The following is a 26052-nucleotide window of genomic DNA, read 5'->3' as shown; positions in this document are numbered from 1 at the left end:
TCTCAGAGTTCGATGCAGGTGCGCAGGGCCACGCCCGTGCGCATCTGGTCGAGGGCGTCGTTGATCTCGGCGAGGTGCACCCGGTGCGTGATCAGACCCGCCAGGTCCACCCGGCCCGCCCGCCACAGCGCGATGGTGCGCTCGTACGAACGGAGCACGTCCCCGCCCCCGTACATGGACGGGAGGATCTTCTTCTCGTCGAAGAACAGCGAGAACATGTTGACCGAGTAGTTGTCGTCGAGCGCGCCCGCGCCGACCACGACGACCGAGCCGCCGCGCCGGGTCATCTCGTACGCGGTCTGCGTGGTCGAGGACTTGCCGACGACCTCGAAGACGTAGTCGAAGCCCTCGCCGGCCGTGATCCGGTTCTTGGCGTCGCCGAAGGCCTCCGGCGCGACCGCCTCGGTGGCGCCGAAGCGCAGCGCCGCCTCGCGCCGGGAGGCCACCGGGTCCACGGCGATGATCTGCGCCGCGCCCTGCACCTTGGCGCCCTGGATGACGGAGATGCCGACGCCGCCGCAGCCGATGACGGCGACCGAGGATCCGGCCTCCACCTTGGCGGTGTTGATGGCGGCGCCGAGGCCGGTGGTCACCCCGCAGCCGATCAGCGCGGCGATGTCGTACGGCAGGTCGTCGGGGATCGGCACGGCGCACGCGGCGGGCACCACCATCTCCTCGGCGAAGGTGCCGGTGCCGGCGAAGCCGAAGATGTCCCCGCCGCCGGTGCGGCGGAAGTTGGGCGTGGCCACGTTCGCGAAGGACTCCAGGCACAGGTGGCCCTGGCCGCGCTTGCAGGCGGGGCAGTGCCCGCACGGCGGCAGCCAGCAGACGAGGACCCGGTCGCCGATGGCGTGGGTGGTGACCCCGTCGCCGACGTCGACGATCTCGCCCGAACCCTCGTGGCCGGGTATGAAGGGGGCGGGCTGCGGCAGCACGCCGCTCATCGCGGAGAGGTCCGAGTGGCACAGGCCGGTGGCCTTGATGCGGATCCTGACCTTGCCGGGGCCGAAGCCCGCGGTCTCCATGTCGTCGACGACTTCGAGCTTGTCCTGGCCTATCTCGCTCTGCAGTGCTGCGCGCACGGTGCGGCTCCTTGGCTACGTCTCGTGGATTACGCGTGTTCGACGACGGTGTCGGCGAGGACCGGCGCGTCGTCCCGTTCGACGGCGCTCACCGCGACCCGGACCTGCCCGGGCTCCTCCCACATCCGGATCCGCAGGGTCTCGCCCGGGAAGACGATCCCGGCGAAGCGCGTGCGGTAGGCGCGGACCCGCGAGACGTCCCCGCCGAGCGCCGTGTCCACGACGGCCTTGAGGGTCATCCCGTACGAGCACAGGCCGTGCAGGATCGGCCGGTCGAAGCCGGCCATCTTGGCGAACTCGGGGTCGGCGTGCAGCGGGTTCCAGTCGCCCGACAGCCGGTACAGGAGCGCCTGCTCCTCCCGGATGTGCCGCTCCTCGACCCGGTCGGGCGCCCGCTCGGGCAGCTCGGAGGTGACGGACGGGCCGCGCTCGCCGCCGAAGCCGCCCTCGCCGCGCACGAAGATCTGCGCGTCGCTGGTCCACAGCGGCCCGTCGGCGTCGGCGACCTCCGTGCGCAGCACGATCACGGCCGCCTTGCCCTTGTCGTAGAGGGCGGCGACCTTGGCGGAGGAGGTGGCGCCGCCCTTGACCGGGATGGGCCGGTGCAGCTCGATGGTCTGCCCGCCGTGCAGGACGTTGGCGAGGTTGACGTCGATGCCGGGGGCGGCGAGGCCGCCCATCATGGCCATGCCGGCGCCGGCGACGGTCGCGAAGCTGGGCAGTACGTGGAGCTTGGACTCCAGGGTGTAGCGCAGTTCGTCGGGGTCGGTGGCGGGGCGGCCGGCCCCGAGGCCGAGGTGGTAGAGCTGGATGTCCTTGTGGTCCCAGGCGATGGTCCCCTGGCGGGGTTCTGCGGCGAGGGCCCTGGCGGCATCGATCGGCATTGAGGATGCTGCTCCTTGTTCGGTTCTTCGGTTCCCATTGCGTGGAAGACCTCGGTGCGGCCGTCCGCACCGTCGGCCGCACCGAGGTCGTTTGCGGGACCGGTTCGGTTCTAGAACGCGTTCTAGGATCGAGCGGTGAGGAATGTATAACGCACGCCCCAGCAGTTGGGAAGACTCCTGACTCCACGTCAGAACGAGCTTGGCCGAGGCGTGTTGCCCACGACGTGAGGCGCGGCCGCTCTAGGCTGGCCGGGTGGACGAGATGCCCCGGAATTTCCGCACGGCGAGGTCGTTGCGGGTCCTGCTGGCCGAGGGGCCGGGGACCTCGGCCGGTGCGCTGGCGGTCCTGCTCGGGCTGGAACCGGACCTCGACGTGGTCGCACGGGTCGCCCCCGGTGCGGACGTGGGCGCCGCGGCGCTGACCTCCTGTCCGGCGGTGGCACTGGTGGACGCGGACCGGCCGGACGTGCTCGCCGAGGTGGCCGCGGTGTGCCGCGAGGCCCCGGAGTGCCGGGTGCTGCTGCTCGCCGGGTCGGCCAGGCCGGGCCTGGTCGAGGGGGCGCTCGCCGCGGGGGCGGCGGGGGTGGTGCTGCGGGACGACCCTCCCGCGGCGCTGGCCGACGCCGTCCGCCGGGCCGTGACGGGCGAGGCGGTCACGGACCCCACGCTCGAACCGTAGCGCGGCCGGGCGGGGCTGCGTTCCGGCCGGTGATTGACGGATTCCACCGCAGCGCCGCAGCGCGCACCGGGCCAGGATGAGACTCCCGCACCCCGGCTTCACGGAGGAACCATGCGCGTGTCCGCCCTGCCCGCCGCCCTCGCTCTGGTGGCCGCCGCGCTCGCCGGAGGAGCGGCTCCGGCCGCTGCCGACACCCCGGCCGGCCCGGTCCTCACGCTCGACCTGGAGGCCGGCACCGCCAGCCTCCACCACAACACCGCGAGGGTGACCTACGAGCGCGTCGACGGCGCGGTGAACTCGGTCAGGATCATCTCGGTGGAGATCGTCAGCGGCGAGCGCGACTGCGCCTGGGTGGCGTGGAACGACCCGCACAACGTGAACGGCTGGTCCAATCTGACCAGCGAGCCCTCCTGCAACGGCACCGGCCTGATCGAGTCTCACGACCAGGTCATCAAGGCACCGGCCGGCCACCCCCTCAAAGTCCGCCTGGCCGGCGACCACCTCGGCGAGATAGTGCACAAGGACATCGAGAAGCTCTGACCGGGGGCCGGCGGCGGGCCCGTGCGGGTGGCGGGCAGGGGCCGGCCCCACCCGCCGCCGCCCGCACGGGCCCGAGGGCGGCAGCCCCGGCGCAGCAGCGTCAGCCCCGGCGCAGCAGCGTCACCACCGCCGCGCCGCCCAGGCCTATGTTGTGGGCGAGGCCGACGCGGGCGCCGTCGACCTGGCGCGGGCCGGCGGCGCCGCGCAGCTGCCAGACCAGTTCCGCCGCCTGCGCCAGGCCCGTCGCGCCCAGCGGGTGGCCCTTGGAGATCAGGCCGCCGGAGGGGTTCACCACCCACCGCCCGCCGTATGTGGTCGCGCCCGACTCCACCAGCTTCCCGGCGGCACCGTCCTCGCACATGCCCAGCGCCTCGTACGTCAGCAGCTCGTTGATCGAGAAGCAGTCGTGCAGCTCGATCACGTCCACGTCCTCGATCCCCAGCCCGGAGGACTCGAAGACCTGCCGGCCCGCCGCCCGCGTCATCGGCTTGCCGACCACGTCGATGCAGGAGCCGGAGGCGAACGAGGCCTCCGTGTCCGTCGTCATCGCCTGCGCGACGATCTCCACCGCCTTGTCGTGCAGCCCGTGCCGCACGACGAACCGCTCCGAGACGACGACCGCGGCCGCCGCCCCGTCCGAGGTCGGCGAGCACTGGAGTTTCGTCAGCGGCGTGTGGATCGGCTTGGCCCCGAGGATCTCCTCGACCGTGTACACGTCCCGGAACTGCGCGTTCGGGTTGTCCGCCGAGTGCCGGTGGTTCTTCGCCCCCACCATCGCCAGCTGCGCGGCCGTGGTCCCGTACCGCTCCATGTGCTCGCGGGCCGCGTTCCCGAAGATCTGCGCGGTCGGCGGGGACATCTCGAAGCCGTGCCCGGCGGCCATGATCCCGTAGTGCCGGGCGACCGGCGAGGTCTTGAAGTCTCCCCCGTCGGCGCCTCCGCCCAGCGCGCCCCTCTTCATCTTCTCGAAGCCGAGCGCCAGCACGCAGTCGCTGATCCCACCCTCCACGAACTGCCGCGCCATCATCAGCGCGGTCGATCCCGTCGCGCAGTTGTTGTTCACGTTGTAGACGGGCACCCCGGTCAGCCCCAGCTCGTACGCGGCCCGCTGGCCGGCCGTGGAGGCCTGGAAGCAGTACCCCACCGGGACCTGCTGCACCTGGTCGTACGCGACCCCCGCGTCCGCCAGCGCCGCCGTCCCGGCCTCCTTCGCCATGTCCCAGTACTGCCAGTCCCGCGACTCCGGCTTCTCGAACTTCGTCATGCCGACGCCCACGATGTACGACTTCATCACTGCTGCCCTTCAGTCCCTGGGGAGGCCGAGGATCCGCTCGGCGACGACGTTGAGCTGGACCTGCGTGGTGCCCCCGGCGATGGTCAGGCAGCGGGACATGAGCATCCCGTGCACCGCCCGCTCCCCCGCCCCCTCCCGCACCGCGCCCGCCGGGCCCAGCAGTTCGAGCGCGAGCTCGGCGGTCCGCTGCTGGTGCGGGGTCTGGACGAGCTTGCGTACGGAGGCACCGGCCCCCGGCTCCAGCCCCGACACCTGCTGGAGCGTGGTGCGCAGCCCGATGCAGGCCAGGGCGTGCGCCTCGGCGGTGAGCGCCCCGATCCGCGCCCGGTACGCCCCGTCGAGCTCGGCGGAGCGGGCGATCAGCGCCTCCAGCCCCGTATCGAAGGTCATCTGGTCGGCCATGTGGACCCGCTCGTTGCCGAGGGTGTTGCGGGCGACCTTCCATCCGCCGTCGGGGGCCCCGACGAGGGCGTCCGCGGGCAGCTCGACGTCGTCGAACCAGACCTCGTTGAACAGGGCCTCGCCGGTGATCTCCTTGAGGGGGCGCACGTCGATGCCGGGGGTGTGCCGCATGTCGACCACGAAATAGCCGAGCCCCTTGTGCTTGGGGGCGGCCGGGTCGGTCCGGGCCAGCAGGATTCCGAAGTCGGCGCTGTGCGCGGAACTCGTCCACACCTTCTGTCCGTTGACCTTCCAGGAGCCGTCCGCCATCCGCTCCGCCCTGGTCCGCAGCGAGGCCAGGTCCGAGCCCGCCCCCGGCTCGGAGAAGAGCTGGCACCAGGTGACGTCCCCGCGCAGGGTGGGCAGGACGTAGGCCTCCCGCTGCGCCTCGGTCCCGTAGGCGAGCAGCGAGGGGACGACCCAGGTGGCGATCCCGAGGTCGGCGACCTTGACCCCGGCCGCCGCCAGCTCCTGCTGGACCACGAGCTGTTCGACGGGTCCGGCGCCGATCCCGTACGGGGGCGGCAGATAGGGGGCCGCGTAGCCGGTGGGCGCCAGGATCCGGCGGGCGGCTGCCGGGTCGAGGCCGCGCACGTCCTCGATCGCGGCCTTCGCCCGCTCCCGGTACTCCTCGGCCCGCGCCGGAAGTTCGAGGCGCAGCTCCCGCCGCGCGCCGCCGGCCGCGAGCCGCACCGCCCGTACGCGGTGCCCGTCCCCGGCGCCGAGCAGCTGGCGGGCGACGATCGCGCGCCGCAGGTGGATGTGGGCGTCGTGCTCCCAGGTGAAGCCGATCCCGCCGAGGATCTGGATGCAGTCCTTGGCGCAGGAGTAGGCGGCGTCGAGAGCGCTCCCGGCGGCGAGCGCGGCCACGAGCGAGCGCACGTCCGCCGGCTCGTCGGCCGCCTGGGCGGCGTCCCAGGCCAGGGCCCGGGCCTGTTCGAGGCGTACGAGCATGTCGGCGCACAGGTGCTTGACGCCTTGGAACCGCCCGATCGGACGCCCGAACTGCTCGCGGACCTTCGCGTACTCGGCGGCGGTGTGCAGCGCCCAGTCGGCGGTGCCGCAGGCATCGGCGGCGAACAGCGCGCAGGCCAGGTCCCGGACGAGGGCCGCGTCGAGGCCGAGGGCCCGGTCGGCCGTGACGGTGACCCCGCGGGCGCGCACCTCGGCGGTGGGCCGGGTCGGGTCGGCGCTGTCGTGCGTACGGATGTCCAGCGCGGCCGCGTCCACGGCGAACCAGCACGTGCCGTGCGCGGCTTCGGCGGCGAGCAGGACGAGGTCGGCTTCGCCGGCGCCGAGCACCGGGGGCGCGAGCCCGTCGAGGAGGTGCCCGCCGCCCTCGACGGCGACGGCGGTCAGGCTGCCGGGGCCGAGGGCGACGGCGCCGACCCGCCCCGAAAGGGGCTCGGCCCCGGCCCGGTCCAGCAGTACGGAGGCCAGCGCGCTCGGCAGGAAGGCCCCGGGCAGCGCCGCCCGGGCGGCCTCCTCGACGACCACGGCCAGGTCGAGCAGGGTGCCGCCCTCCAGGTGCGGCTCCAGCAGCCCCTGCGCGGCCATCGCGTCCCAGTACGCGGGCCGCACCCCGGTCTGCGGCGGGGTGTCGAGCAGCTTGCGCACCTCCTCGGGCGGCACGGCGCGCGCCACCCAGCCGCGTACGGCCCCGGCCAACTCCCGCTGCACTTGCGTGATTCCGATGCCCATGCGCGGCAGACTAGAACACGTTCCAATCTGACGGAAGGTCAGATGAAGGTGTTCCTGCGCCCGGGTGCCGCGGGCACGGGATCAGGACCGCTGGTAGTAGTAGCCGTCGCCGTGCGCGGGCCCCACGTTGTGCTGGACTCCGCTCGGCTCGCTCTTCGTGAAGAACGACGCGTCCAGCACCCCGCAGAACTGGCTGCTCGACTTGCTCTTGTCCACGGCCGCCGAACCGATGTTGATCCGGCTGCCGCCGGAGGCCACCGAGACCACCTTGGCGATGTTCTCGCAGTGCCCCATCTGGGTGTCGCTGATCAGGCGGACGGCCCCGGACCGCGCGATGGTCACCGTGACCGGCTGGTCGATGTTGAACTGGGCCGCGTAGTTCCAGGAGCCGACGAAGTACGAGGGGACCGCGTCGCCCCCGGTGGAACCCCCGCCGCCCGGCGTACCCGAGCCGCCGGGAGTCGAGCCCGAGCCGCCGCCTCCCTGGGCTCCCCCGGCCGCGGCCCCTCCCCCGGCCGCCGCGCCGGACCCCTTGGCCGGGTCCGTCCCCGTACCCCCGGCCCCGCCGGGATTGCCGGAACCGCCGCCCTGCGCTCCCCCGCCGGGGGAGCCCGCGCCGTCCGGGGCCGCTCCGCCCGCGGCCGCGCCGCCCGCCGCCGCCCCGCCGACCTGGCCGGGCTGCTCGCCCGGGACCGACGGGCTCGGGGAACCCGGGGAGGCGGAGCCGCCCGCCGCCCCGGACGGGGTCCCGGCGCCCGGGGTCACGGGCCCGCTCGCGGCCGGGGGCGCCGCCTTCGTGTCATCACCGGCGCCGTTGCCGAACGGCTCGATCAGCGCCACCGTCCCGCCGCCGACCGCGAACACGAGGACCACCGGCACCCCGATCCGCCACCGCCGCCGCTCGCGCCGCCCACCCCCGGAGGTGGTGCCACCGACCACCGGACCCACGAGCGGCCCGGCACCCGGCTCCTCCGACGCCCCGGTCCCCTTCCGCAGGTCGAGCGTCGCCCGGTCGACGGCCCCGGAATCGCCTTCCGGCGCGCTCTCCCGCTGCGGCAGCGCCTCCGCGTCGAGCAGCCGCCCCGCCTGCCGGGCGAGGCGCGCCACCACCTTGGGCGGCAGCCAGGCCCCGGCCCGCTTCGCCGGACGGACCCGCTCCGGATCCGCCAGCAGCTCGTCCACGCCGGGCCGCTCGTCGACGCCCTTGGCCAGGCAGCGGCCGATGAACGCGCGCAGCGCCTCGTCCTCGACCTTCTCCAGCGCGGGCTCGCCCTCGACGATCTGGAACATCACGGCGTGCTGGTTGCCGGCCCCCTGCCCGAACGGCAGCTCGCCCGTGGCCGCGTACATCAGGACGCAGCCGAGCGTGAACACGTCGCTCTTCGCCCCGACCCGCTGCCCGCGCACCTGCTCGGGCGACATGAACCCGGGCGAGCCGACGGCCATGCCGGTGCTGGTGATCAGCGACTCGACGGAGGTCTCCAGGGCGCGCGAGATGCCGAAGTCGATGACGCGGACGCCCTCGACGGTCAGCATCACGTTCGACGGCTTGAGGTCGCGGTGCACGATCCCGGCCGTGTGGATGTCCTTGAGGGCGCGCAACAGCCCTTCGGCGAGGGCGTGCACGGAGTCCACGGGCAGCGGACCGTGGCGCCGCACGATCTGCTCCAGCGAGAGCCCGGGCACGTACCCCGTGGCCACCCAGGGCCGGTCGGCATCGGGATCCGCGTCGAGGACGGGCGCGGTGTACCGCTCGCCGACGCGCCGGGCGGCGTCGATCTCGCGCCGGAAGCGGGCCCGGAACTGCGAGTCCGACACGTGCTCCTCGTGCACCACCTTCACCGCGACGGTGCGCCCGCTCTCGGACCGGGCCAGGAAAACCCGCCCCATGCCCCCGGCCCCGAGCCGCCCGAGCAGCAGGTACGGCCCGATCCGGGTCGGATCCTGGGCCGCGAGCGGCTTGATGCCCCCCTCGACGTTGTCGTCGTCGTCCAGCGCGTTGCTCATACTGCCCCGTCCCCCGTCGGTCCCCTACGGCAAGCCCGGATGGTCGTCCGGCCGTTCGAACTCAGGACAGGGTAGGGGGATTTGGATGCAGGACGAAGGCAAGGGCAGCCGGGTCAGAGACCGCGCACGAAGGCGGAGAAGGCGGCGGGGCTCACGGTGAAGGCGGGCCCTTCGGGGTTCTTGGAGTCCCGGACGGCGACCAGGCAGGGCTGGGCGGCGACCTCGACGCACTCGCCCCCGGTGTCACCGCTGTACGAGGCCTTGCGCCAGGCTGCGGCGCCGAGGGGGGCGCACTCGACACAGTCGCCGCCGTTGGTGCCGCTGTAGGACGACTTACGCCACTGCGCATCGGCCAGATGCAGGCTGGTCCCCATAACGTTCCTCCATTACGCGAGCGATGAGCACTGCCGAGTCCTCTGGGGACAGGGCCATGGCCTGCAAGCGAGCGTATCCGACCGAACGCTCCCTGATCACTTGCGGATTGGCCGTCATATGGCCCGAGTCATAGCTCTCCGTGTAGAAGAGATCAGGGTCGCGGTCGAAGCGGAGAACATTGAACGACCCCATCATCCCCGCGTGCTCCCCGGCCGAGAAGGGCAGGATCTGGACCTGCACCCATGGCCGCCGCCGGAATCCCAACAGGTGGGCCAGTTGGTTCCGCATAACCTCGGGGCTGCCGACCTGTCGGTGCAGGAGCGCCTCATCCAGCACCGCGCACAAAACCGGCGGCTGCTCACGTGCCAGGATGCGCTGCCGCTCCATCCGAGCCGCCAGCTGCTCGTCCTCGCCATCCGGATAGCCGACGCGCAGCAACGCCCGCGCATAGTCCTCCGTCTGCAGCAAGCCGTACACCACCTGCGCCTGGAAGGTGGAGATGTACGCGGCCTTCGCCTCCATCTCCGCGTACGGCTGGAACCACGTCGGCAGCTGACTCCGCAGCACCAGCCCCACCAGCCGCGAGAACGCCCCGTTCGTCCCCAGCGCCGCGTCCACGCGCTCCGAGAACTCCCGCGTCGGCACCTTCCGCGCCGTCTCGATCTGGCCGATCAGGGAGGCCGTGCAGAAGACGATGCGTCCCAGCTCCCCCTGTTTCAGCTTGGCCTCCTCCCGCAGCCGGCGGAGCTCCGAGCCGTAGTAGTCCAGCGGGGAGGCGCTGGGGTCGAGATCGCGGATGTTGACCATGAGGCGGTCACCCCCAAGTACACGCCTCGCGGCGTTCGTTTCGGTCTGTAGCCGAGCGTAACCACGGCACCGCAGCCTGGTGCCGTGAATCACGTAACTGAGCATTCAGCACCCGCACTTGGCGAGAGCTACCGCATGACCTTCACCGTCAGTGAGCACTCGGCCCGGCACATGCGGCGCGTCCTGCGGATCCACCTGGCCAGCTGGGGCCTGGCCGGGCTGACCCATGCCGCCGAGCTGGCCCTGACCGAGCTGGTCTCCAACGTGGTGCGGCACGTGCCCGGCCGGAGCTGCTCGGTGCTCATCCTGTGCGGGCCGCAAGGGCTGCGGGTCGAGGTGTCGGACGACTGCCCGGGGCCGGTGCGCCCGGCACGCGGCGGGGAGCTCGCCGACGGCGGGCGGGGGCTGCTGCTGGTCGAGGCCGTGACCGACCGCTGGGGCGCGGAGCCGACCGCCACCGGGAAGACGGTGTGGTTCGAGTGCCACTGGACCCGAACCAGTCATGTCCGGAAATCGCTCTAGATCCCTCCGCGCCAAATGACCGAATCTGGGGCGTTGACGCGGAGCCCAATTGATATCAGGAAGGAAATGCCCGTGAATTGCCTCACCTATGTGGACCTCCACCGGCGCGTGGCGCAGGACATCCAGGCGGAATTGGAGGCCGCCGTCTCGACCCTCACTCCCGCCTCCGGGGCGAGCGGCGCCGGTAACGCCGTACGCAGACTCCTCGGTCATCAAAAAATGCGGCATCCCCTCTCCGTGCTCCCGATGATGGTGCACGCCATCGAGACGGGGGATCCCGGTCCGGCCGCCCCCCTGGCCGCCGTGCACGTGCTCTGGTGGACCTCGGCCTGCTACATCGACGACCTCTTCGACGGGCACGGCACGGCCTCGTCCGGCGGCATCGACCAGTACGAAGCCCTGATCGCCTCGTCGCTCAGCGGCATGGTGCTGCCGATCCGGATCGTCCGTTCGCTCCCGGTCCCGGCCGCGCTCCAGGTCACGCTCACGGCCGAGATCGCCACCGGCTGGGCCATGGGCGCCGAGGGGCAGCTGACCGATATCGATGTCGACACCGCGTGCGCCACCCGGAACTCGGTGATCGAGACCTACCGCGGGAAATCCGGCGGGCCCTACTCGATGATCACGGCGATGGCGGCATTACTGTCGGGCGCGAGTGACGAAAGAGTCGAACTGTGGCGGGAGTTCGGTTACATATTCGGCATTCTGTGGCAGTTGTTCAACGATCAGGAAGACATCCTGACCGGGCGCAATGAAGACCTCCTCAACGGGACGGTCACCTACCTGCTCGCCTGCGCCCTCGACGAAGCGGCCACACCCGCGACCCGGGAGGAGCTCCTGGAGCGGAGCACGGCGGCCCGCCGCTGCGGGCAGGCCCGCGCGGAGCTCGGCCGCGCCCTCCTCGCACCGGACGTGCTCGACCGGTACGCCGCGGACCTCGACGCCTTCCGCCACGAGGCCCACCGCCTGCTCTCCGCGCTCGGCGGCGACGAGCGCCACCTGCCGGTCATGCGGCACCTCGTGGACCACTCGGCCCGGATGCTCCTGCGGGCACGCCCCGTCCCGGCCGCGGCCGCCGTGTAGGAGGCGTCAGTCGGCGCAGCCGGCGAACACACCGGGGGCGCAGTTGGTGGGGAAGTTGCCGGCCACGGTGGTGGCCGTCAGCGAGACGGTGCTCGCGTGGTTGAAGATGCCGCCGGGGGCGCCGCCGGCGTAGTTGTCGGTCACCGAGCTGTTCCGGAGGATGAGGGAGGCGCCGGAGATGTTGGAGATGCCGCCGCCCGTCGCCCCGGTCTCGATGACCCGGTTGGCGATGACCGTGGTCCGCTCCAGGGTCAGGGTCGACTGCCGGTTGAGGATCCCGCCGCCGCCGTCGTTGTCCGAGGCCGTGTCGTTGCCCTGGACGAGGGTGTCCGTGACCGTGCCCGTCAGCATGAAGGCGGCGATGCCGCCGCCGTCGAGCCTGGCCGCGTTGTCGGTCACCCGGCTGCCGCCGAGGGTCAGGCTGCCGCGCGCGTCCAGCCCGCCGCCGGTGTCCTTGGCGGTGTTGCCGGTGATGGTGGTGTTCGAGATGTTCGCGGTACCGGAGCTGTAGACGCCGCCGCCGTTGTTCGTGGAGACGTTGTGGCTCACGGTGCTGTTGCGGAGGTTGAGCGTGCCGGAGCTGACGATGCCGCCGCCGGCTCCGGAGATCGCCGAGACGTTCCCGGTCACCGTGACGGAGTCGAGGGTGAGCTCGCCCTGGCTGGCGATGGCGCCGCCGCCCGCGCCGCCGCTCTCCGACCGGCCGCCGCTGATCGTCAGGTTGTTCAGGGCGAGCCTGCCGCCGGAGGCGGTGACCTCGAAGATCCGGAACCCGGCCGCCGACCGGCGGCGGATCGTGCTGCCGTTGCCCACGACGGTGATGTCGCTGGTCACCCGCGGCAGACCGTTGCCCGGGTTGTCGGGGTTGTCGGGTGCCGTGAGGGTGTACGTGCAGCCGGGCGAGAGGAGGAGGTGCGCCGGCCCGGCGATCGTGTTGGCCGTGGTGATGGCGCTCTTCAGGGCGGCGGCGGTGCACGGGACGAACTGCTGCGCCTGGGCCTCGGCGGCGGGCGGGGCGACCGCGGTCGCGAGGGCGGCCGCCGCGGCGGCGAGGACTCCGAGTCGGAACATGGCCGCCAAAGTACGCATATCGGATAGGCGGACCACGGCACGCGAGGGGGACGCGCCGCAGCCGGTCCCCCTGAGGAGGGAGCCCCACCCGCCACTCGGGCGGGGGGCGGCCCCGCCGGCCCGTACGGCCCCGCCATGGTGCGCTACCAGCCGGTAGGGCACCATGGGCGCCCAGCCACCCACAGCACAGCCGGAGGAACCCCATGGCGCCCGCCACCCCCAAGCCGGAGATCCTTGCCGCCTTCGAGGCCGCCAAGGGGTTCATGCCCGTACGCGAGGGCCTCGCCCTGTACGAGGCGGCCGCCGCCGCGGCGGCGCTGGGGCTGCCGCTCCTGGAGGTCGGCACGTACTGCGGGCGCTCCACCATCCTGCTGGCCGACGCCGCCCGCGAGGCCGGGGTGGCCGCGATCACCGTCGACCACCACCGCGGCAGCGAGGAGCAGCAGCCGGGCTGGGAGTACCACGACCCGACCGTCGTGGACCCGGAGGTCGGGCTGATGGACACCCTGCCGACCTTCCGCCGCACCCTCCACAAGGCGGGCCTCGAAGACCACGTGATCGCCATCGTGGGCCGCTCCCCGCAGGTCGCGGCGGCCTGGGGCGGCAAGCTCGGCTTCGTCTTCGTCGACGGCGGCCACACCGACGAGCACGCCGGCGGCGACTACGAGGGCTGGGCCCCGCACGTCGCCGAGGGCGGGACGCTCGCCATCCACGACGTGTTCCCCGACCCGGCCGACGGCGGCCAGGCCCCGTACCGGATCTACCTGCGCGCCCTGGCGTCCGGCGCCTTCGAGGAGGTCTCGGTGACGGACTCCCTGCGCATCCTGCGCCGCACCGGCACGGGCATCTGAGGGCCGGGCGCCCGCCCGGCGGCGGGGCGCGCACGAGCGAAGGCGCGCGCACGAGCAGGGGCGCGCGCACGAGCAGGGGCACGCGCACGAGCAGGGGCACGCGCACGAGCGGGGCGCACATATAAGCGGACAAGCGCACCACGCCCCCGTATGGCCCACGGTCCGCGCCCGCCGCGGACCGCCGGTCTAGCATCGCGAACGTGCGCAACGACGACAGTCCCCCCTCCCCCGAGTCCGCCTCCTCGGTCAGCCCGGACCGGCGATGGTTCACGCGCCGCTCCGGTCTGGCCGTCGGGGCCGCCGTACTCGCCCCGACCCTCATGGCGGGATGGGTCCTGGTCCAGCTGACCACCGGAGCGGGGGCGGACGACGCCCGCCCGCCCCGGATCGTGATGCCGGCCGCGGCCTCCTCCCCCGCTCCGGCCTCATCCCCCTCCGCGACCGCCCCCGAAGCCAAGGGCCCGCTCGCCGGCAAGACGGTGGTCATCGACCCCGGCCACAACACCGGCAACTTCAAGCACACCTCCGAGATCGACCAGAAGGTCGACATCGGCACCAACCGCAAGGAATGCGACACCACCGGCACCACCACGAACTCCGGCTACATGGAAGCCGAGTTCACCCTCGACGTGTCGCGCAGGCTGCGCACCGTCCTGGAGGCCAAGGGCCTCAAGGTGGTCCTCACCCACGAGGCCGGCACCGCCCGCCCCTGGGGCCCCTGCATCAACGAGCGCGCCCGCATCGGCAACGAGGCCGCCGCCGACGCCGTGGTCTCGGTCCACGCGGACGGCGTCTCCTCGGGCAACCGCGGCTACCACGTCATCCTCCCGGCCAAGGTCAAGGGCGGCGCCGCGGACACCGCCAAGATCGTCGGCCCCTCGCGGGACCTCGGCGAGAAGATCGGTTCGAACTTCGCCCGCACCACCGGTTCCGCCCCCGCCAACTACCTCGGCAGCGGAACCGGTTTGGTCGTCCGCGACGATCTGGGCGGACTCAATCTCTCGACCCGGCCCAAGGTGTTCATCGAATGCGGCAACATGCGTGACGCCAAGGACGCGGCGCTGCTGACGAGTCCTGAGTGGCGGCAGAAGGCTGCCCAGGGCATCGCGGACGGCATCGTCGGCTTCTTGGGCGGGTAATCCCCCCGGGACAGCCTGCCGCCCCGATCCTCTCGGTTGCCGGGAACCTCCGTACCATGGTCCCGCCCGCCCCGCTCCTGCACGTGCGCGACCGCGGCACCACGAGACGACCGAGACCGAGAAGGACACCTAACACGTGAACATCCGCTCCCTCACTCGAGGCGACGGCGTGGTGATCGGAGCAGCGGTGCTGCTGTTCATCGCCTCGTTCCTCGACTTCTACTCCGCGACCGGCCTCGACCTGCCGAGCGTGTGGGACACCGACGTCTACCGTCTGGCGCTCCCCAGCATCTTCCTGCTCGGCTTCATCGCGGCCGGTCTGCTCATCGCCGCCCGCTTCCAGCCGGAGACCCGCAAGCTGGCGGGCCTCCCGCTGGCCGCGTGGGGGACGGTGCTCGCGGTCGCCGCCGCCTGGTCCGCCCTCTGGTCCCTGATCACCAGCCCGAGCGGCGCCGACCTCGGCGCGGGCTGCATCATCGCCTTCCTCGCCACCCTGGCGCTGGCCGGCGTGGCCGTCGCGGGCGCGAAGATCCCCGCGCTCGCCGGCGGCCTGGTGCCCGAGCCGAAGCCCGTCGCCCCGGCGCCGTACGGGGCCCAGCCCCAGCCCGGCACCGGGTACGGCTACCCGGGCGCCGGCGCCCAGCAGGGCCAGCCGTACGGATCCACCCCGCAGCCGGTCCCGCCGTACGGCGGCACCCCGAACCCGGCCCCGGCGCCGGGTCCGGGTCCGCAGGACGCGGCGGCCGCCCCGGCGGCGGACTTCACCCCGTTCTGGTTCGCGGTCCCGGTGGCCCGCCCCCTCTTCCCGGAGGACGGCTCCCCCACCCCGATCGCCGAGCTCGCGCCGGGCACCTGGTACCTGGCCGTCGACCAGCGCGGCCCGGCCACGCTGATCGCCCAGACCCAGGACGGCCGCCGCGGCGTCCTCAACGACACCTCGGGCATCCAGCGCGGCTGACACCGCCTCCCGCGCACGGCCGACGGCCCCCCGCCCTTCCGGGTGGGGGGCCGTTGCCCTACAGTCACCTGACGCACCGTCAGATACGGCTGGAGGGGACGACGCACATGCGACTCGGACTCGCACTCGGCTACTGGGGCCGCGGCCCCGACCGGACCCACCTCGACCTCGCCGCCGAAGCCGAGAACCTCGGCTACGACTCGGTGTGGACCGCCGAGGCCTGGGGCTCGGACGCCTTCACCCCGCTCACCTGGATCGCCGCGCACACCTCGCGGATCCGACTCGGCACCGCCATCGCCCAGATGGCCGCCCGCACCCCCACCGCCACCGCCATGCACGCCCTCACCCTGGACCACCTCTCCGGCGGCCGGATGATGCTGGGCCTGGGCCTGTCCGGCCCCCAGGTGGTCGAGGGCTGGTACGGGCGCCCCTTCCCCGCGAGCCCGCTCACCGCCACCCGCGAGTACGTCGACGTCATCCGCCAGGTGCTGCGCCGCGAGGGGCCCGTCGCGCTCGACGGCCGCTTCCACCAGCACCCGTACCGAGGGGAGGACGGCACCGGCATCGGCAAACCGCTGAGGCCCATCACCCACCCGCTGCGCGCGGACCTGCCGCTCCTGCTGGGCGCGGAGGGTCCGAAGAACATCGCCCAGACCACCCGCATCGCGGACGGCTGGCTCCCCCTCTACTGGTCGCCGACCCGCACCGACGTCTACCAGGCCTCGCTGGCCGAGCTCCCCGAGGGGTTCATGATCGCCCCGATGGCCCGGGCGAAGGTCTGCGACGACGTCGCCGAGGGCCTGCTCCCGGTCAAGGCGATGCTCGGCTTCTACATCGGCGGAATGGGCCACGCGGCCCGCAACTTCCACGCCGACCTGATGGCGCGGATGGGCTACGAGGAGGAGGCCCGCCGCATCCAGGAGCTGTTCCTCGCCGGGCGCAGGGAGGAGGCGGTCCTCGCCGTCCCGGACGCGTTCGCCGACGAGATCTCGCTCATCGGACCGCGCGAGCGCATCGCCGAACGGCTCGACCTGTGGCGCAAGGGCCCGGTCACCGACCTGCTCGTGACGGCCCCGGACCCGCACACCCTGAGGGTCCTCGCCGAGCTCAACAACTAATCACATGTGACAGAGACTGACCGAAAGTAGATGATGATCGTCGCCATTCATCTCCTGCCGGAAAGAACCTCCTGGTGCGTCCCACTCGTACGACCGTCCTGCTGACCGCGGGCCTGGTCACCCTCCTCGGGGTACCGACCGCCGCCGCGGCCGACACCCCGTCCACGCTGTACGTGAACAACTCCGCCTCCGCGCCCAGGTGCTCCGATACCGGACCCGGATCCGAGGACGCTCCGTTCTGCACGATCTCGGCGGGCGCCAAGGCTGCACGGCCCGGCCAGACCGTGCAGGTCCTCGCGTACAAGTCGTACGACGAGACCGTCATCGTCGACCGCTCCGGGGAGCCGGGCAAGCCCATCTCCATCGTCATGCGGCCGAACACCGGCGGCCCCGTCCGGGTCAAGGGCCTCAAGGTCCAAGGCGCCTCCCACGTGGTGGTGCGCGGGCTGACCTCCACCGGAGGGGTCCAGGTCAGCGGTTCCACCGACATCGAGCTGGACCGGATCACCCTCGCCTCGCAGACCGAACCCGTCGTCATCGGCGCGGAAAGCGTCGACGTGCGCGTGACCAGGAGCAACCTGCTCTCCCCCGTCCGGATCGAGGGCGGCTCCCGGGGCACCGTACTGAGCCGCAACCAGATCCGCGGCGGCGTCACGGCGGCGGTCGACGCGGTCTGGGGCCCGGGCACCATCGTCACCAACAACACCCTCTTCCTCAGCTGTGATGCGGGCGTCTCCTTCCGCAGCGCTTCCACCGGTTCCGGGGCGTTCAACAACCAGATCGACATCAGCGCCCCCAAGCCGTGCGTCAACCCCGACCCCCGCAGCGGCATCCTCGTGAGCCAGGACTCCGCGGCCGGCACCCGCGCCGACTACAACCTGCTGACCGGCTTCCCGGCGAACGGGCTGGTCCCCTACAAGTGGGCCGACGTCGTCCACGCCACCCCGGCGGCCCTCCGGGCGGCGACCGGCCAGGGCGCGCACGACATCCTGACCCCGGCGGCCTGGGACGTCGGCCCGTGGGACCGCTCCCCCCACGTCGACTCCGGCGACTCGACCGCGCCCGGCGTCCTGCCCACCGACTACAACGGGTACCCGGTGGTGGACGACCCGCTCGCGCCCAACACGGGCAAGGACGGCGGCTTCATCGACCGCGGCGCCCACGAGCTGCAGGACACGGTGCGCGACGTCCAGCTGGAGATCGCCCAGAACTGGGCCCCGGTCGGCACCACCGTCCAGGCGAAGGCCGTGGCGGACAACAACTGGCCCGGCACGCTGACGTACCGCTACGACTTCGGTGACGGGACGGCTCCGGTCGTCACCAAGGAGGCCACCGCCGAGCACGTCTACCAGTCGCCCTGCGCGTGCACGGTCAGCGTGAAGGCCATCACCGCCGCGGGGAAGGAGGCCTACCGCCAGCAGCCGGTCAAGGTGACCCCGGCCTCGCCGCTGGCCACGGCCTTCACCGCCCAGCCGTACCTGCCGACCGAGAGCGACCCGAACCGGCTCGTGACGCCGCTGACCGTCGAGGTCGACCCGCAGAGCACCGCCGCCCCGTGGCCGATCGCGCGGATGACCGTGGACCACGGCGACGGCGCGAAGGACACCGCCGGCAACGCGGACCCGGTCCGGCACGCCTACAAGCAGCCCGGCAGCTACAAGGTCACCGTGACCCTCACGGACGTCAAGGGCGCCGTCTCCACCGCCGAGCGGACCGTGCAGGTCGCCTACACCCCGGCCGGCTACGTCCCCGTCCACCCGGCCCGCGTCCTGGACACCCGTACGACCGGCTCCCCCGTCCAGGGCGGCACCGCCACCCCGATCGACGTTCCCGTGCACTACTACAGCTCCGGCCCGCACCACACGGCCGGCGCCTCCGCCGTGGTCCTGAACGTGACCGTCACCGGTGCCACCGAGGACACGCACCTCAGCGTCTGGCCCTCGGGCCAGCCCCGCCCGGTCACCTCGAACGTCAACGTCAAGGCGGGCGGCACCTCCTCCAACACCGTCACCGTGCCGGTCGGCGCCGACGGCCTGGTCTCCGCACAGCTGAACTCCGGCAAGGCCGCGCTCATCGTGGACTTCGTCGGCTACTACCAGCCGAACGCCGGGCAGCGGTTCACCCCGCTCGCCCCGACCCGCGTCCTCGACACCCGCACCGCGGGCGGCGCGCTCGGCGGCGGCCAGACCCGTACGGTGAAGGTCGCCGGCGTGAACGGCATCCCCGCCGACGCCACCGCCGTCGCCTTCAACCTGACCGGCACCGGCTCCACCGAGAACGCGCACGTCATCGCCTACCCGGAGGCGGACAAGCGCCCGGCGACGTCGAACCTCAACCTGGAACCCGGCAAGGACAAGTCGAACCAGGCCATCGTCCCCGTCGGCCCGAACGGCACCATCACCCTCTACACCAACACCGGCTCCACCCACCTCGTGCTGGACGCGGTCGGCTACTACGCCAAGGACGGCAAGGGCCTGTTCACCCCCGCCGTCCCGCAGCGCCTCGCCGACACCCGCAGCACCGGGAAGCTGGCCCCCGGCGCGACCACCACCGTCACCGGGATCCCGGCGGGCGCGATCGGCGCGGCCCTGAACGTCACCGCGACCGACTCCACCGCCCCCGGCTTCCTCACCGTGTACGGATACGGCACCGCCCGCCCCGAGGCCAGCAGCCTCAACACCCGGGCCGGGGAGACCGTCCCCAACCACGTCACCACCCCGGTGGGCGACGGCGGCCGCGTCACCATCGCCAACAGCTGGGGCGGCGCCAACCACGTGATCGCCGACCTGCTCGGCTGGTTCACCCAGGGCTGACCCCGCCCGCAGCACACCGGAGCCCCGGCCACCGCGCACACCGCGGGGGCCGGGGCTCCCGGCGTGTCAGGCAGGGGCGGTGTCCGCGCCCGCATCGGACCGGGGGACGGCCCCCAGCAGTTCTCGCAGGTCCAGCGGCATGACGGCGATCTCGATGCTCCCGCCGACGCCACCGGTCCCGTACGTACAGGCCACGATCCGCGAGCCGGGGTTGATGGCCATGCCCTCCTTCACGGAGGGCGGTCGTACTCCCGTCGCGCGCCCGGCGGGCAGCGGTACGGGTTCACCGCGCCGGGGCACCCAGCGCGCCCCGCCCGGGCCGGTGAGCACCCGGCCCATGCGCCAGCGGCCGGCGCCGGCGGGATGGCGCGCCATGCAGGGGATCCCGTCCGGTGTCAGGGCGGCGAGGCGTTCGCGCCGCTTGCGCCGCAGAAAATCGATCATTTGTCCATTGAAGCAGGCCGACGGGACGACCGGGCGACGCTGCCCGGCCGCCCCGCGGCGTACGAGGGGGCGGGGGCTAGCCGCCGCTCAGCTGGGACAGGCTCGGGACCTTGTCGGTCACCGTGGCGCCGGCGCCCGCACCCGCACCCTTGACGCCGGTGATGACGTCCTGGAGGGAGCTCAGATCGGCGTCGCTCGCATCGCCCTTGCGCAGTTTGGAGCCCAGCCCCTTGAGGGACTCGATGCCCGCCGTCAGGGGGGCCACCGCCTTCGACAGCAGCGGGTCGCCCTTGGCGTTGTCCGCGGCCGCCTTCAGCCGGTTGTACGCGAAGGCGCCCGCCAGGCCCGCCTTCACGAGGGCGAAGGTACGGCCCTTGGCGCCCTTCTTGAACTTGCCCGCACGGTACGGCTTGATGATCCACTGGTAGGTGGCCCCGGCCGCGAGCCCCGCGTTGGCGACGAAGCGCGTCTTCGCGAACTTCTGCTTCTCCGCGGAAGTGGTGGGCGCGGGCGTGGCGGCTGCCGCCGCCTCGTCGGCGGTCTCCTGCCAGGCGGCCGCCTGCGCGGTCAGCGCCTGCACCGCCAGCGCCTCGTCGGTCGCCTCCTGCTGCGCGGCCACGGACAGCGCGACGCCCGCGCGTGCGGGCTCACCGCCGCCGGATCCACTGGCGGAGCCGCTGCCGCAGGCGGTGGCGCCCGCGAGCAGCGCGCCGGACACGAGCAGGGCCGTGACGGCGCGGCGGAACCGGGTGCTGGTGGATATGGACTCGCTGGGTTTCGACACGGTGGACCTCCGGGGAGTGAGGTGTCTCCCGCAGCGTCACCCGGGCCCCGGTGCTGCGCCACTTGGCTGACCCGTTCGGGTTTGCTTCACCCGGACGGGGCAAGACGCGCTGCATGCGCACACACACCGGAGTACACGCCCGAGGAGGCGTTCAAGCCGGCCGGGTCGTCGCCGCGGTGGCGGACGTCATGGCCTTCACGATCGGCTTGTGGGTCCTTCTCTACTTCCTCGAAGCCAACCGGGGCAATGGCCTCGTGGAGTTCGTCCACGACGCCGCCACCTGGCTGGCCGGATGGTCCTACGACCTGTTCACCTTCGACCGGGAGTGGGTCCAGGTCGTGGTCGGCTACGGCGTGGCCGCCGTGGCCTACCTGGTCATCGGCCACTTCATCGCGGGCCGGCTCTACCGCCGCTGACCTCGCGTCCGGGTACGGGCAGGCCCCCGTCCGCGGCGGCCTGCCCGCTCCGCGCGCTCAACCCTGCCGGCAGCAGTCGGGCTCCAGACCGGACGGCAGCTCCAGCCCCCCGAACACCGCGCCGGTGGCCTCGTCCCCGCCCAGCGCCGCCACGGCGAGCAGCAGCGACCCGGCCGTCCAGGTCGTCTGCTCGACCGGCCACACGGTCTTGTCATCGAAGACGTAGCCCGTCCAGTACATGCCGTTGTCCGCGCGCAGGTGCGTGATCGAGCGCAGGATCTCCAGTGCCCGGTCCGACTCGCCCATCGCCCACAGGGCCAGCGCCAGCTCACAGGACTCCCCGCCCGTCACCCACGGGTTCGGCAGGACGCAGCGCACGCCGAGCCCGGGCACCACGAACTCGTCCCAGCGCTCCTCGATCCGCGCCTTCGCCTGCGCGCCGCCGAGCGCGCCGCCCAGCACCGGGTAGTACCAGTCCATCGAGTACCGGGACTTGTCCAGGAACCGCTCCGGGTGGAGCCGGATCGCGTGCCCGAGGGCCCCCGCCGCCAGCTCCCAGTCGGGCTGCGGCTCCTCGCGGTGCTCGGCGATCGCCAGCGCGCAGCGCAGCGCCTGGTGGATCGAGGAGGAGCCGGTGAGCAGCGCGTCCGTGACGGGAGTCCCGTCGGCCTCGCGCTTCCAGCCGATCTCCCCGCCCGGCTGCTGGAGCGCGAGGACGAACTCGGTCGCCGCCATGACGACGGGCCACATGCGGTCCAGGAACGGGTCGTCGCCGGTGGCCAGGTAGTGGTGCCAGACCCCGACGGCTATGTACGCGACGAAGTTGGACTCCCGGCTCGCGTCCTGCGGCTCGGCGGTGTCCACCCCGTCGGGCCGGTCCGCGTACGCCGCGTACCAGGAGCCGTCGGCGTTCTGGTGCCGGGCCAGCCAGTCGTACGCCCGCTCCGCGGCCCCGTGCTCGCCGGCGGCGTCGAGGGCCATCGCGGCCTCGGTGTGGTCCCACGGGTCCAGGTGGTGGCCCCGGAACCACGGGATGGCCCCGTCGGAGCGCTGCGCGGCGAGGATCCCGGCCACCGTCGCGGCGGCCTCATCGGCGGTCAGCACCCCGTCCAGGACCAGGCGTTCGGTGCGCCCGGGCGAGCTCACTTCGCCGCGCCGACGGGAAGGTGCGGCTTGGTCGCGTACGCCACGAAGCTCTTGCCGATGACCGGGTTGAGCGCCTGTTCCGCGAGGCGCGTGGCCAGGGGCTTCTTCATGATGTCCCAGACCAGGAGCTTGTGGTACGCCTTCACCGGCAGCGCCTTGTCGTTGTCGACGCCGAACGCGCACTTGAGCCACCAGTACGGGGAGTGCAGCCCGTGCGCGTGGTGGGTGCCGTACGGCTTGAGGCCGGCGGCCTCCATCTTCCCGAGCAGCTCGTCGGCCTTGTAGATGCGGATGTGCCCGCCCTCGACCTCGTGGTACGCGTCGCTCAGCGCCCAGCAGATCTTCTCCGGGCCGTAGCGCGGGACGGTGATGGCGATGCGGCCGCCGGGCTTGAGGACGCGGACCATCTCGGCGAGCACGCCCTTGTCGTCGGGGATGTGCTCCATCACCTCGGAGATGATGACGACGTCGAAGGACTCGTCCGGGAAGGGCAGGGCCAGCGCATCGCCCTCCATGGCGGTGGCGGTGGCGCCGGCCGGGGCCTCACCGGCCTCCTTCATGGCGGCGAACCACTTGGCGACCTCGCGGATCTCCTCGCCGTTGCGGTCGACTGCGACCACCTGGGCGCCGCGCCGGTAGCACTCGAAGGCGTGCCGGCCGGCGCCGCAGCCCAGATCGAGCACACGGTCGCCTGCGGCGAGCGGGAACCGGGAGAAATCGACGGTCAGCACGGGGTCCTGCCTTCGCGGTCGCGGGGGTGTACGGGGGTGGTGGTGTGGAACAGGCGGAAGGTCACCGCGCGCGGCGGCTGCGGGCGGCCCGCTCGATGGCGGCGCGGTAGTGCGCGGCGGTCCCCTCGGCGGCTCTGGCCCACGTGAACCGGGCCAGCACCCGCTCCCGCCCGGCGGCGCCGAGGCGGGTCCGCAGCTGGGCGTCGCCCAGCAGCCGGCCCAGCGCGGCCGCCAGCGCGCCCGGGTCACCGGGCGGCACCGCGAGGCAGGTCTCCCCGTCCGGTCCCGTGACCTCGGGGATCGCGCCGCCGGTGGTGGCGACCAGCGGGGTGCCGGTGGCCATGGCCTCGGCGGCGGGCAGCGAGAAGCCCTCGTACAGCGAGGGCACGCAGGCGATCTGCGCGCTGCGCACCAGGTCGACGAGCTCGGCGTCGGTGATGCCCTTGACGAAGCGGACCGCGTCCTGGAGCCCGTACGTTTCGATCGCGCGGGCGACCGGGCCCTGCTCGGCGCGCTTGCCGACGACGACGAGGTGCGCCTCGGGCTGCTCGGTGCGCAGCTTCGCGAGCGCCTCGACGAGGTGGACGAGGCCCTTGAGCGGGACGTCGGCGCTGGAGGTGGTGACGATCCGCCCCGGTACCTCGGCGACGGACGCGTCGGGCGACCACAGGTCGGTGTCGGCCCCGATGTGGACGACGTGGATGCGCTCGTCGCGCACGCCCAGGTGCTCGGCGATCTCCTGCCGGGAGGAGCCGGAGACGGTCAGCACGGAGGGCAGCCGGCGGGCGACGCGGCCCTGCATGCGCGTGAAGCCGTACCAGCGCCGTACGGAGGCCCGCTTGCGGCGGCTCTTGGCGGCGGCCAGGTCCAGTTCGCGGTCGACGGTGATGGGGTGGTGGATGGTGGTGACGAGCGGGGCGCCGAGGTCGGCGAGGAGGCCGTAGCCGAGCGTCTGGTTGTCGTGGATGACGTCGAACTCGCCGGCACGGGCGGCGAGATGGCGCCGGGCCCGCAGCGAGAACGTCAGCGGCTCGGGGAATCCGCCGGTCCACATCGTGGCGACCTCGACGGCGTCGATCCAGTCCCGGTACTCGTCGCGCTTCGGCGTGCGGAACGGGTCGGGGGACCGGTACAGGTCGAGGCTCGGCAGCTCGGTGAGCGTGGCACCGGTGTCGAGGACCGGGTACGGCTGCGCGCCGATGACTTCGACGCTGTGGCCGAGCTTCACGAGCTCCCGCGAGAGGTGCCGGACGTAGACGCCCTGGCCGCCGCAGAACGGGTTCCCCTTATAGGTGAGGAGTGCGATGCGCAACGGGCGGTCGCCGTCGGTGGCGGAACCCGCGAAAGGGCTCGTCACCATGGCCTCAGCGGTCACTCTCGGCCCCCTTCTCCCTGCACTTTCGCCGGAGCGTAACCGCTCGCATAATGTAGAACAAGTTTCAGACTTGATCCGTCGAAGACCATTGAATCTACCGGCCGGAAACCACACCGTAAGAGGCGGAGCAGGTGATTCGCGCCACGGCTCGGACGCCTGAGATGCTGACTGCCGATCACCGGTCGGCCACCCGCCGAACACGACGCGAACAGCCCGGAAAACAGCACCGCAACGACACGGAACGCCATGGAACGGGACAGATGACAGCGGACGCGAAAGCCGTCGCCACGACGGCGTCCCCTCCCCTGACGGAGCGCCAGGAGGCGCGCCGCCGCCGGATCCTGCACGCCAGCGCGCAGCTGGCCAGCCGGGGCGGCTTCGACGCCGTCCAGATGAGGGAGGTCGCCGAGGCGGCCGGGGTCGCGCTGGGCACTCTGTACCGGTACTTCCCTTCGAAGGTGCACCTGCTGGTCGCAACGATGCAGGACCAGCTCCAGCACATGCACACGACGCTCCGCAAACGCCCCCCTGCGGGCGACGATCCGGCGGCCCGGGTCGCGGAAACCCTGATGCGCGCGTTCCGCGCCCTCCAGCGGGAACCGCACCTCGCGGACGCGATGGTCCGCGCACTGACGTTCGCGGACCGCAGCGTGAGCCCCGAGGTGGACACGGTGTCCCGGCTGACCACGGCGATCATCCTGGACGCGATGGGCCTGGAGGCCCCGCCGACGGCGGAGCAGCTCTCGGCGGTCCGGGTGATCGAGCACACCTGGCACTCGGCGCTCATCACCTGGCTCTCGGGCCGCGCCTCGATCGCCCAGGTCAAGATCGACATCGAAACGGTCTGCCGCCTGATCACCCTGACGGGGGTGGGGGCGGGGGCGAGATCCCCGAATTCGGCCTGAAGAGGCGGGTGGAGGGTGGCGGAGGCGGTCGGGGCGGCCGGGGCGGGGGCTTCGCGGGCGGGGGCTTCGCGGGCGGGGGCGTCGTGGGCGGGGGCGTCGCGGGCGGGCCGAGGAACCCGGGGCCGGGACGGGCTGACGGGGACACCGGCACAGGACGCATGTACCCGGGACCGTGAGAGCGGACGGGGCATCGAGGGCAGGACCCGTCGACCCGGGGCCGGGCAGGTCCCGGGGGCGTCCCGACAGTCCACTGTCCTTCCGTGTCGGTCCGGGCCCTCAAGGGCGCTCCCTGCGGTCGCGTCGCTCCGCGATGTCGCTGCGCTCCACCCTTGACCGCCCGGCCCGCCCCGGAATGCCACAAGACTGCCGGGAAGCCCCCGAAGGAATGGCCGGGAGGTTCACGTTCCCATAAGGGCCCATCAGAGATGCCGACCTCCCCACCCGGTTCAGCCACATCCCACCCCACCAGCACCACAAGCCCCGGCCAGGACGGGGGCGCCCCAGATCGCTACGCGCTCCTCACCGCATAGCGTCCAACGACCGCCTGTGGCTGGACATAAGCCGCCCACGACCAGCCCCACACCCCTCCGGCCCGCGAGAGCGGGCTGTTTGTCCCTATTTGACCGCCGATCGGGACCCACAAAGGCCCTTGCCCGACCGAGAGGTTGAAAAGTCCGGCATCAGGCTCCCCCACACCCGCTCTTCACCCTCGACACCCGCCCATGACCCCGAAACAGGCCGCAGACGCCGAAATAGCCGTCCGTGGATGACGTCTGGGCGGCCTATGTCCGGCCACAGACGGTCGTCGGACGCTGAGACGTGAGGAGCGCGTAGCGATCTGACGCGTCCCGACGTCCTGGCCGGGGATGGTGGCCCCGGGACGGGA

The 26052-nt window shown here is 72.7% G+C and carries 24 protein-coding genes; 11 read left to right on the top strand and 13 right to left on the bottom strand.

Translation table 11 applies throughout. The annotated features are described in order from the left end of the window. Positions 1–2: 2 nt before the first annotated feature. Both ACFYXV_RS21905 and ACFYXV_RS21900 read right to left on the bottom strand, forming a co-directional pair. Positions 3–1082, bottom strand: a complete 1080-nt coding sequence (locus ACFYXV_RS21905; RefSeq protein WP_383493526.1) for a Zn-dependent alcohol dehydrogenase — start codon at positions 1080–1082, stop codon at positions 3–5. Positions 1083–1111: 29 nt separating this feature from the next. Continuing rightward, complete coding sequence (locus ACFYXV_RS21900) at positions 1112–1966, bottom strand: MaoC/PaaZ C-terminal domain-containing protein (RefSeq protein WP_383493529.1); 855 nt, start codon at positions 1964–1966, stop codon at positions 1112–1114. Positions 1967–2228: 262 nt separating this feature from the next. Between ACFYXV_RS21900 and ACFYXV_RS21895 the strand changes: the two genes are divergently transcribed. Together ACFYXV_RS21895 and ACFYXV_RS21890 are read left to right on the top strand one after the other, a co-directional pair. Further along, complete coding sequence (locus ACFYXV_RS21895) at positions 2229–2645, top strand: DNA-binding response regulator (protein WP_389383889.1); 417 nt, start codon at positions 2229–2231, stop codon at positions 2643–2645. Between the two features lie 111 nt (positions 2646–2756). Next, the gene (locus tag ACFYXV_RS21890) at positions 2757–3185 is read left to right on the top strand and encodes a hypothetical protein (protein WP_385470794.1); all 429 of its coding nucleotides are present in this window, start codon (positions 2757–2759) and stop codon (positions 3183–3185) included. A 100-nt stretch (positions 3186–3285) separates the two neighbouring features. Here the strand turns inward: ACFYXV_RS21890 and ACFYXV_RS21885 are convergent, their stop codons facing one another. From ACFYXV_RS21885 to ACFYXV_RS21865, 5 genes are all read right to left on the bottom strand, one after another. Beyond that, complete coding sequence (locus ACFYXV_RS21885; protein WP_389383788.1) at positions 3286–4476, bottom strand: lipid-transfer protein; 1191 nt, start codon at positions 4474–4476, stop codon at positions 3286–3288. A 12-nt stretch (positions 4477–4488) separates the two neighbouring features. Then, the gene (locus ACFYXV_RS21880) at positions 4489–6621 is read right to left on the bottom strand and encodes an acyl-CoA dehydrogenase (RefSeq protein ID WP_389383787.1); all 2133 of its coding nucleotides are present in this window, start codon (positions 6619–6621) and stop codon (positions 4489–4491) included. Positions 6622–6702: 81 nt separating this feature from the next. Further along, complete coding sequence (locus ACFYXV_RS21875) at positions 6703–8628, bottom strand: serine/threonine-protein kinase (protein WP_385470800.1); 1926 nt, start codon at positions 8626–8628, stop codon at positions 6703–6705. A gap of 113 nt (positions 8629–8741) precedes the next feature. Further along, on the bottom strand, positions 8742–9002 hold the full coding sequence (locus ACFYXV_RS21870) for a DUF397 domain-containing protein (RefSeq protein ID WP_389383786.1): 261 nt from the start codon (positions 9000–9002) through the stop codon (positions 8742–8744). Then, a complete protein-coding gene (locus tag ACFYXV_RS21865; protein WP_389383785.1) occupies positions 8962–9810 on the bottom strand; it encodes a helix-turn-helix domain-containing protein in 849 nt (282 codons plus the stop codon). The genes ACFYXV_RS21870 and ACFYXV_RS21865 overlap by 41 nt, the downstream gene beginning before the upstream one ends. Before the next feature lie 135 nt (positions 9811–9945). Between ACFYXV_RS21865 and ACFYXV_RS21860 the strand changes: the two genes are divergently transcribed. Together ACFYXV_RS21860 and ACFYXV_RS21855 are read left to right on the top strand one after the other, a co-directional pair. Beyond that, a complete protein-coding gene (locus ACFYXV_RS21860) occupies positions 9946–10332 on the top strand; it encodes an ATP-binding protein (RefSeq protein WP_389383784.1) in 387 nt (128 codons plus the stop codon). A 72-nt stretch (positions 10333–10404) separates the two neighbouring features. Further along, entirely contained in the window at positions 10405–11415 is a 1011-nt protein-coding gene (locus ACFYXV_RS21855) for a polyprenyl synthetase family protein (protein ID WP_385470808.1), read from the top strand. Positions 11416–11421: 6 nt separating this feature from the next. On the opposite strand, the gene ACFYXV_RS21850 is transcribed toward ACFYXV_RS21855, so the two are convergent. After that, the gene (locus ACFYXV_RS21850; protein ID WP_385470810.1) at positions 11422–12486 is read right to left on the bottom strand and encodes a right-handed parallel beta-helix repeat-containing protein; all 1065 of its coding nucleotides are present in this window, start codon (positions 12484–12486) and stop codon (positions 11422–11424) included. 203 nt (positions 12487–12689) lie between these two features. On the opposite strand from ACFYXV_RS21850, the gene ACFYXV_RS21845 reads away from it, so the two are divergent. The 5 genes from ACFYXV_RS21845 to ACFYXV_RS21825 all read left to right on the top strand — a co-directional run bounded on the left by ACFYXV_RS21845 (position 12690) and on the right by ACFYXV_RS21825 (position 19365). Next, positions 12690–13337 (top strand): class I SAM-dependent methyltransferase, encoded by a 648-nt coding sequence (locus ACFYXV_RS21845; RefSeq protein ID WP_385470812.1) that lies wholly within the window; start codon positions 12690–12692, stop codon positions 13335–13337. Between the two features lie 200 nt (positions 13338–13537). Next, entirely contained in the window at positions 13538–14476 is a 939-nt protein-coding gene (locus tag ACFYXV_RS21840; protein WP_385470814.1) for an N-acetylmuramoyl-L-alanine amidase, read from the top strand. A gap of 136 nt (positions 14477–14612) precedes the next feature. Further along, entirely contained in the window at positions 14613–15434 is an 822-nt protein-coding gene (locus ACFYXV_RS21835; protein WP_385470816.1) for a hypothetical protein, read from the top strand. Between the two features lie 107 nt (positions 15435–15541). Next, positions 15542–16552: an LLM class F420-dependent oxidoreductase gene (locus tag ACFYXV_RS21830; RefSeq protein WP_385470818.1), complete on the top strand. Its 1011-nt coding sequence runs from the start codon at positions 15542–15544 to the stop codon at positions 16550–16552. Between the two features lie 74 nt (positions 16553–16626). Beyond that, complete coding sequence (locus tag ACFYXV_RS21825; protein ID WP_389383783.1) at positions 16627–19365, top strand: PKD domain-containing protein; 2739 nt, start codon at positions 16627–16629, stop codon at positions 19363–19365. Positions 19366–19431: 66 nt separating this feature from the next. On the opposite strand, the gene ACFYXV_RS21820 is transcribed toward ACFYXV_RS21825, so the two are convergent. Both ACFYXV_RS21820 and ACFYXV_RS21815 read right to left on the bottom strand, forming a co-directional pair. Beyond that, positions 19432–19809 (bottom strand): hypothetical protein, encoded by a 378-nt coding sequence (locus tag ACFYXV_RS21820; RefSeq protein ID WP_389383782.1) that lies wholly within the window; start codon positions 19807–19809, stop codon positions 19432–19434. 76 nt (positions 19810–19885) lie between these two features. Beyond that, positions 19886–20593 carry a hypothetical protein gene (locus tag ACFYXV_RS21815; protein ID WP_385470824.1) on the bottom strand — a complete coding sequence of 236 codons (708 nt, stop codon included), beginning with the start codon at positions 20591–20593 and terminating at the stop codon, positions 19886–19888. 113 nt (positions 20594–20706) lie between these two features. Between ACFYXV_RS21815 and ACFYXV_RS21810 the strand changes: the two genes are divergently transcribed. Beyond that, positions 20707–21009 carry a hypothetical protein gene (locus tag ACFYXV_RS21810; protein ID WP_385470826.1) on the top strand — a complete coding sequence of 101 codons (303 nt, stop codon included), beginning with the start codon at positions 20707–20709 and terminating at the stop codon, positions 21007–21009. A gap of 57 nt (positions 21010–21066) precedes the next feature. On the opposite strand, the gene ACFYXV_RS21805 is transcribed toward ACFYXV_RS21810, so the two are convergent. The 3 genes from ACFYXV_RS21805 to ACFYXV_RS21795 form a co-directional block, all read right to left on the bottom strand. Beyond that, positions 21067–22155, bottom strand: a complete 1089-nt coding sequence (locus tag ACFYXV_RS21805) for a prenyltransferase (protein WP_389383781.1) — start codon at positions 22153–22155, stop codon at positions 21067–21069. Next, positions 22152–22886 (bottom strand): class I SAM-dependent methyltransferase, encoded by a 735-nt coding sequence (locus ACFYXV_RS21800; RefSeq protein ID WP_030156375.1) that lies wholly within the window; start codon positions 22884–22886, stop codon positions 22152–22154. The genes ACFYXV_RS21805 and ACFYXV_RS21800 overlap by 4 nt, the downstream gene beginning before the upstream one ends. A 61-nt stretch (positions 22887–22947) precedes the next feature. Further along, the gene (locus tag ACFYXV_RS21795) at positions 22948–24261 is read right to left on the bottom strand and encodes a glycosyltransferase family 4 protein (RefSeq protein WP_389383780.1); all 1314 of its coding nucleotides are present in this window, start codon (positions 24259–24261) and stop codon (positions 22948–22950) included. A 260-nt stretch (positions 24262–24521) separates the two neighbouring features. On the opposite strand from ACFYXV_RS21795, the gene ACFYXV_RS21790 reads away from it, so the two are divergent. Further along, on the top strand, positions 24522–25166 hold the full coding sequence (locus ACFYXV_RS21790) for a TetR family transcriptional regulator (protein ID WP_389383779.1): 645 nt from the start codon (positions 24522–24524) through the stop codon (positions 25164–25166). The last annotated feature ends 886 nt before the right edge of the window (positions 25167–26052 follow it).

Origin of the sequence: Streptomyces sp. NPDC002181, from assembly GCF_042890485.1 — a bacterium.
Taxonomy (GTDB): domain Bacteria; phylum Actinomycetota; class Actinomycetes; order Streptomycetales; family Streptomycetaceae; genus Streptomyces.
Note: the sequence above shows the minus strand (reverse complement) of the source record. Positions and strands in the feature narration are given on the sequence as shown.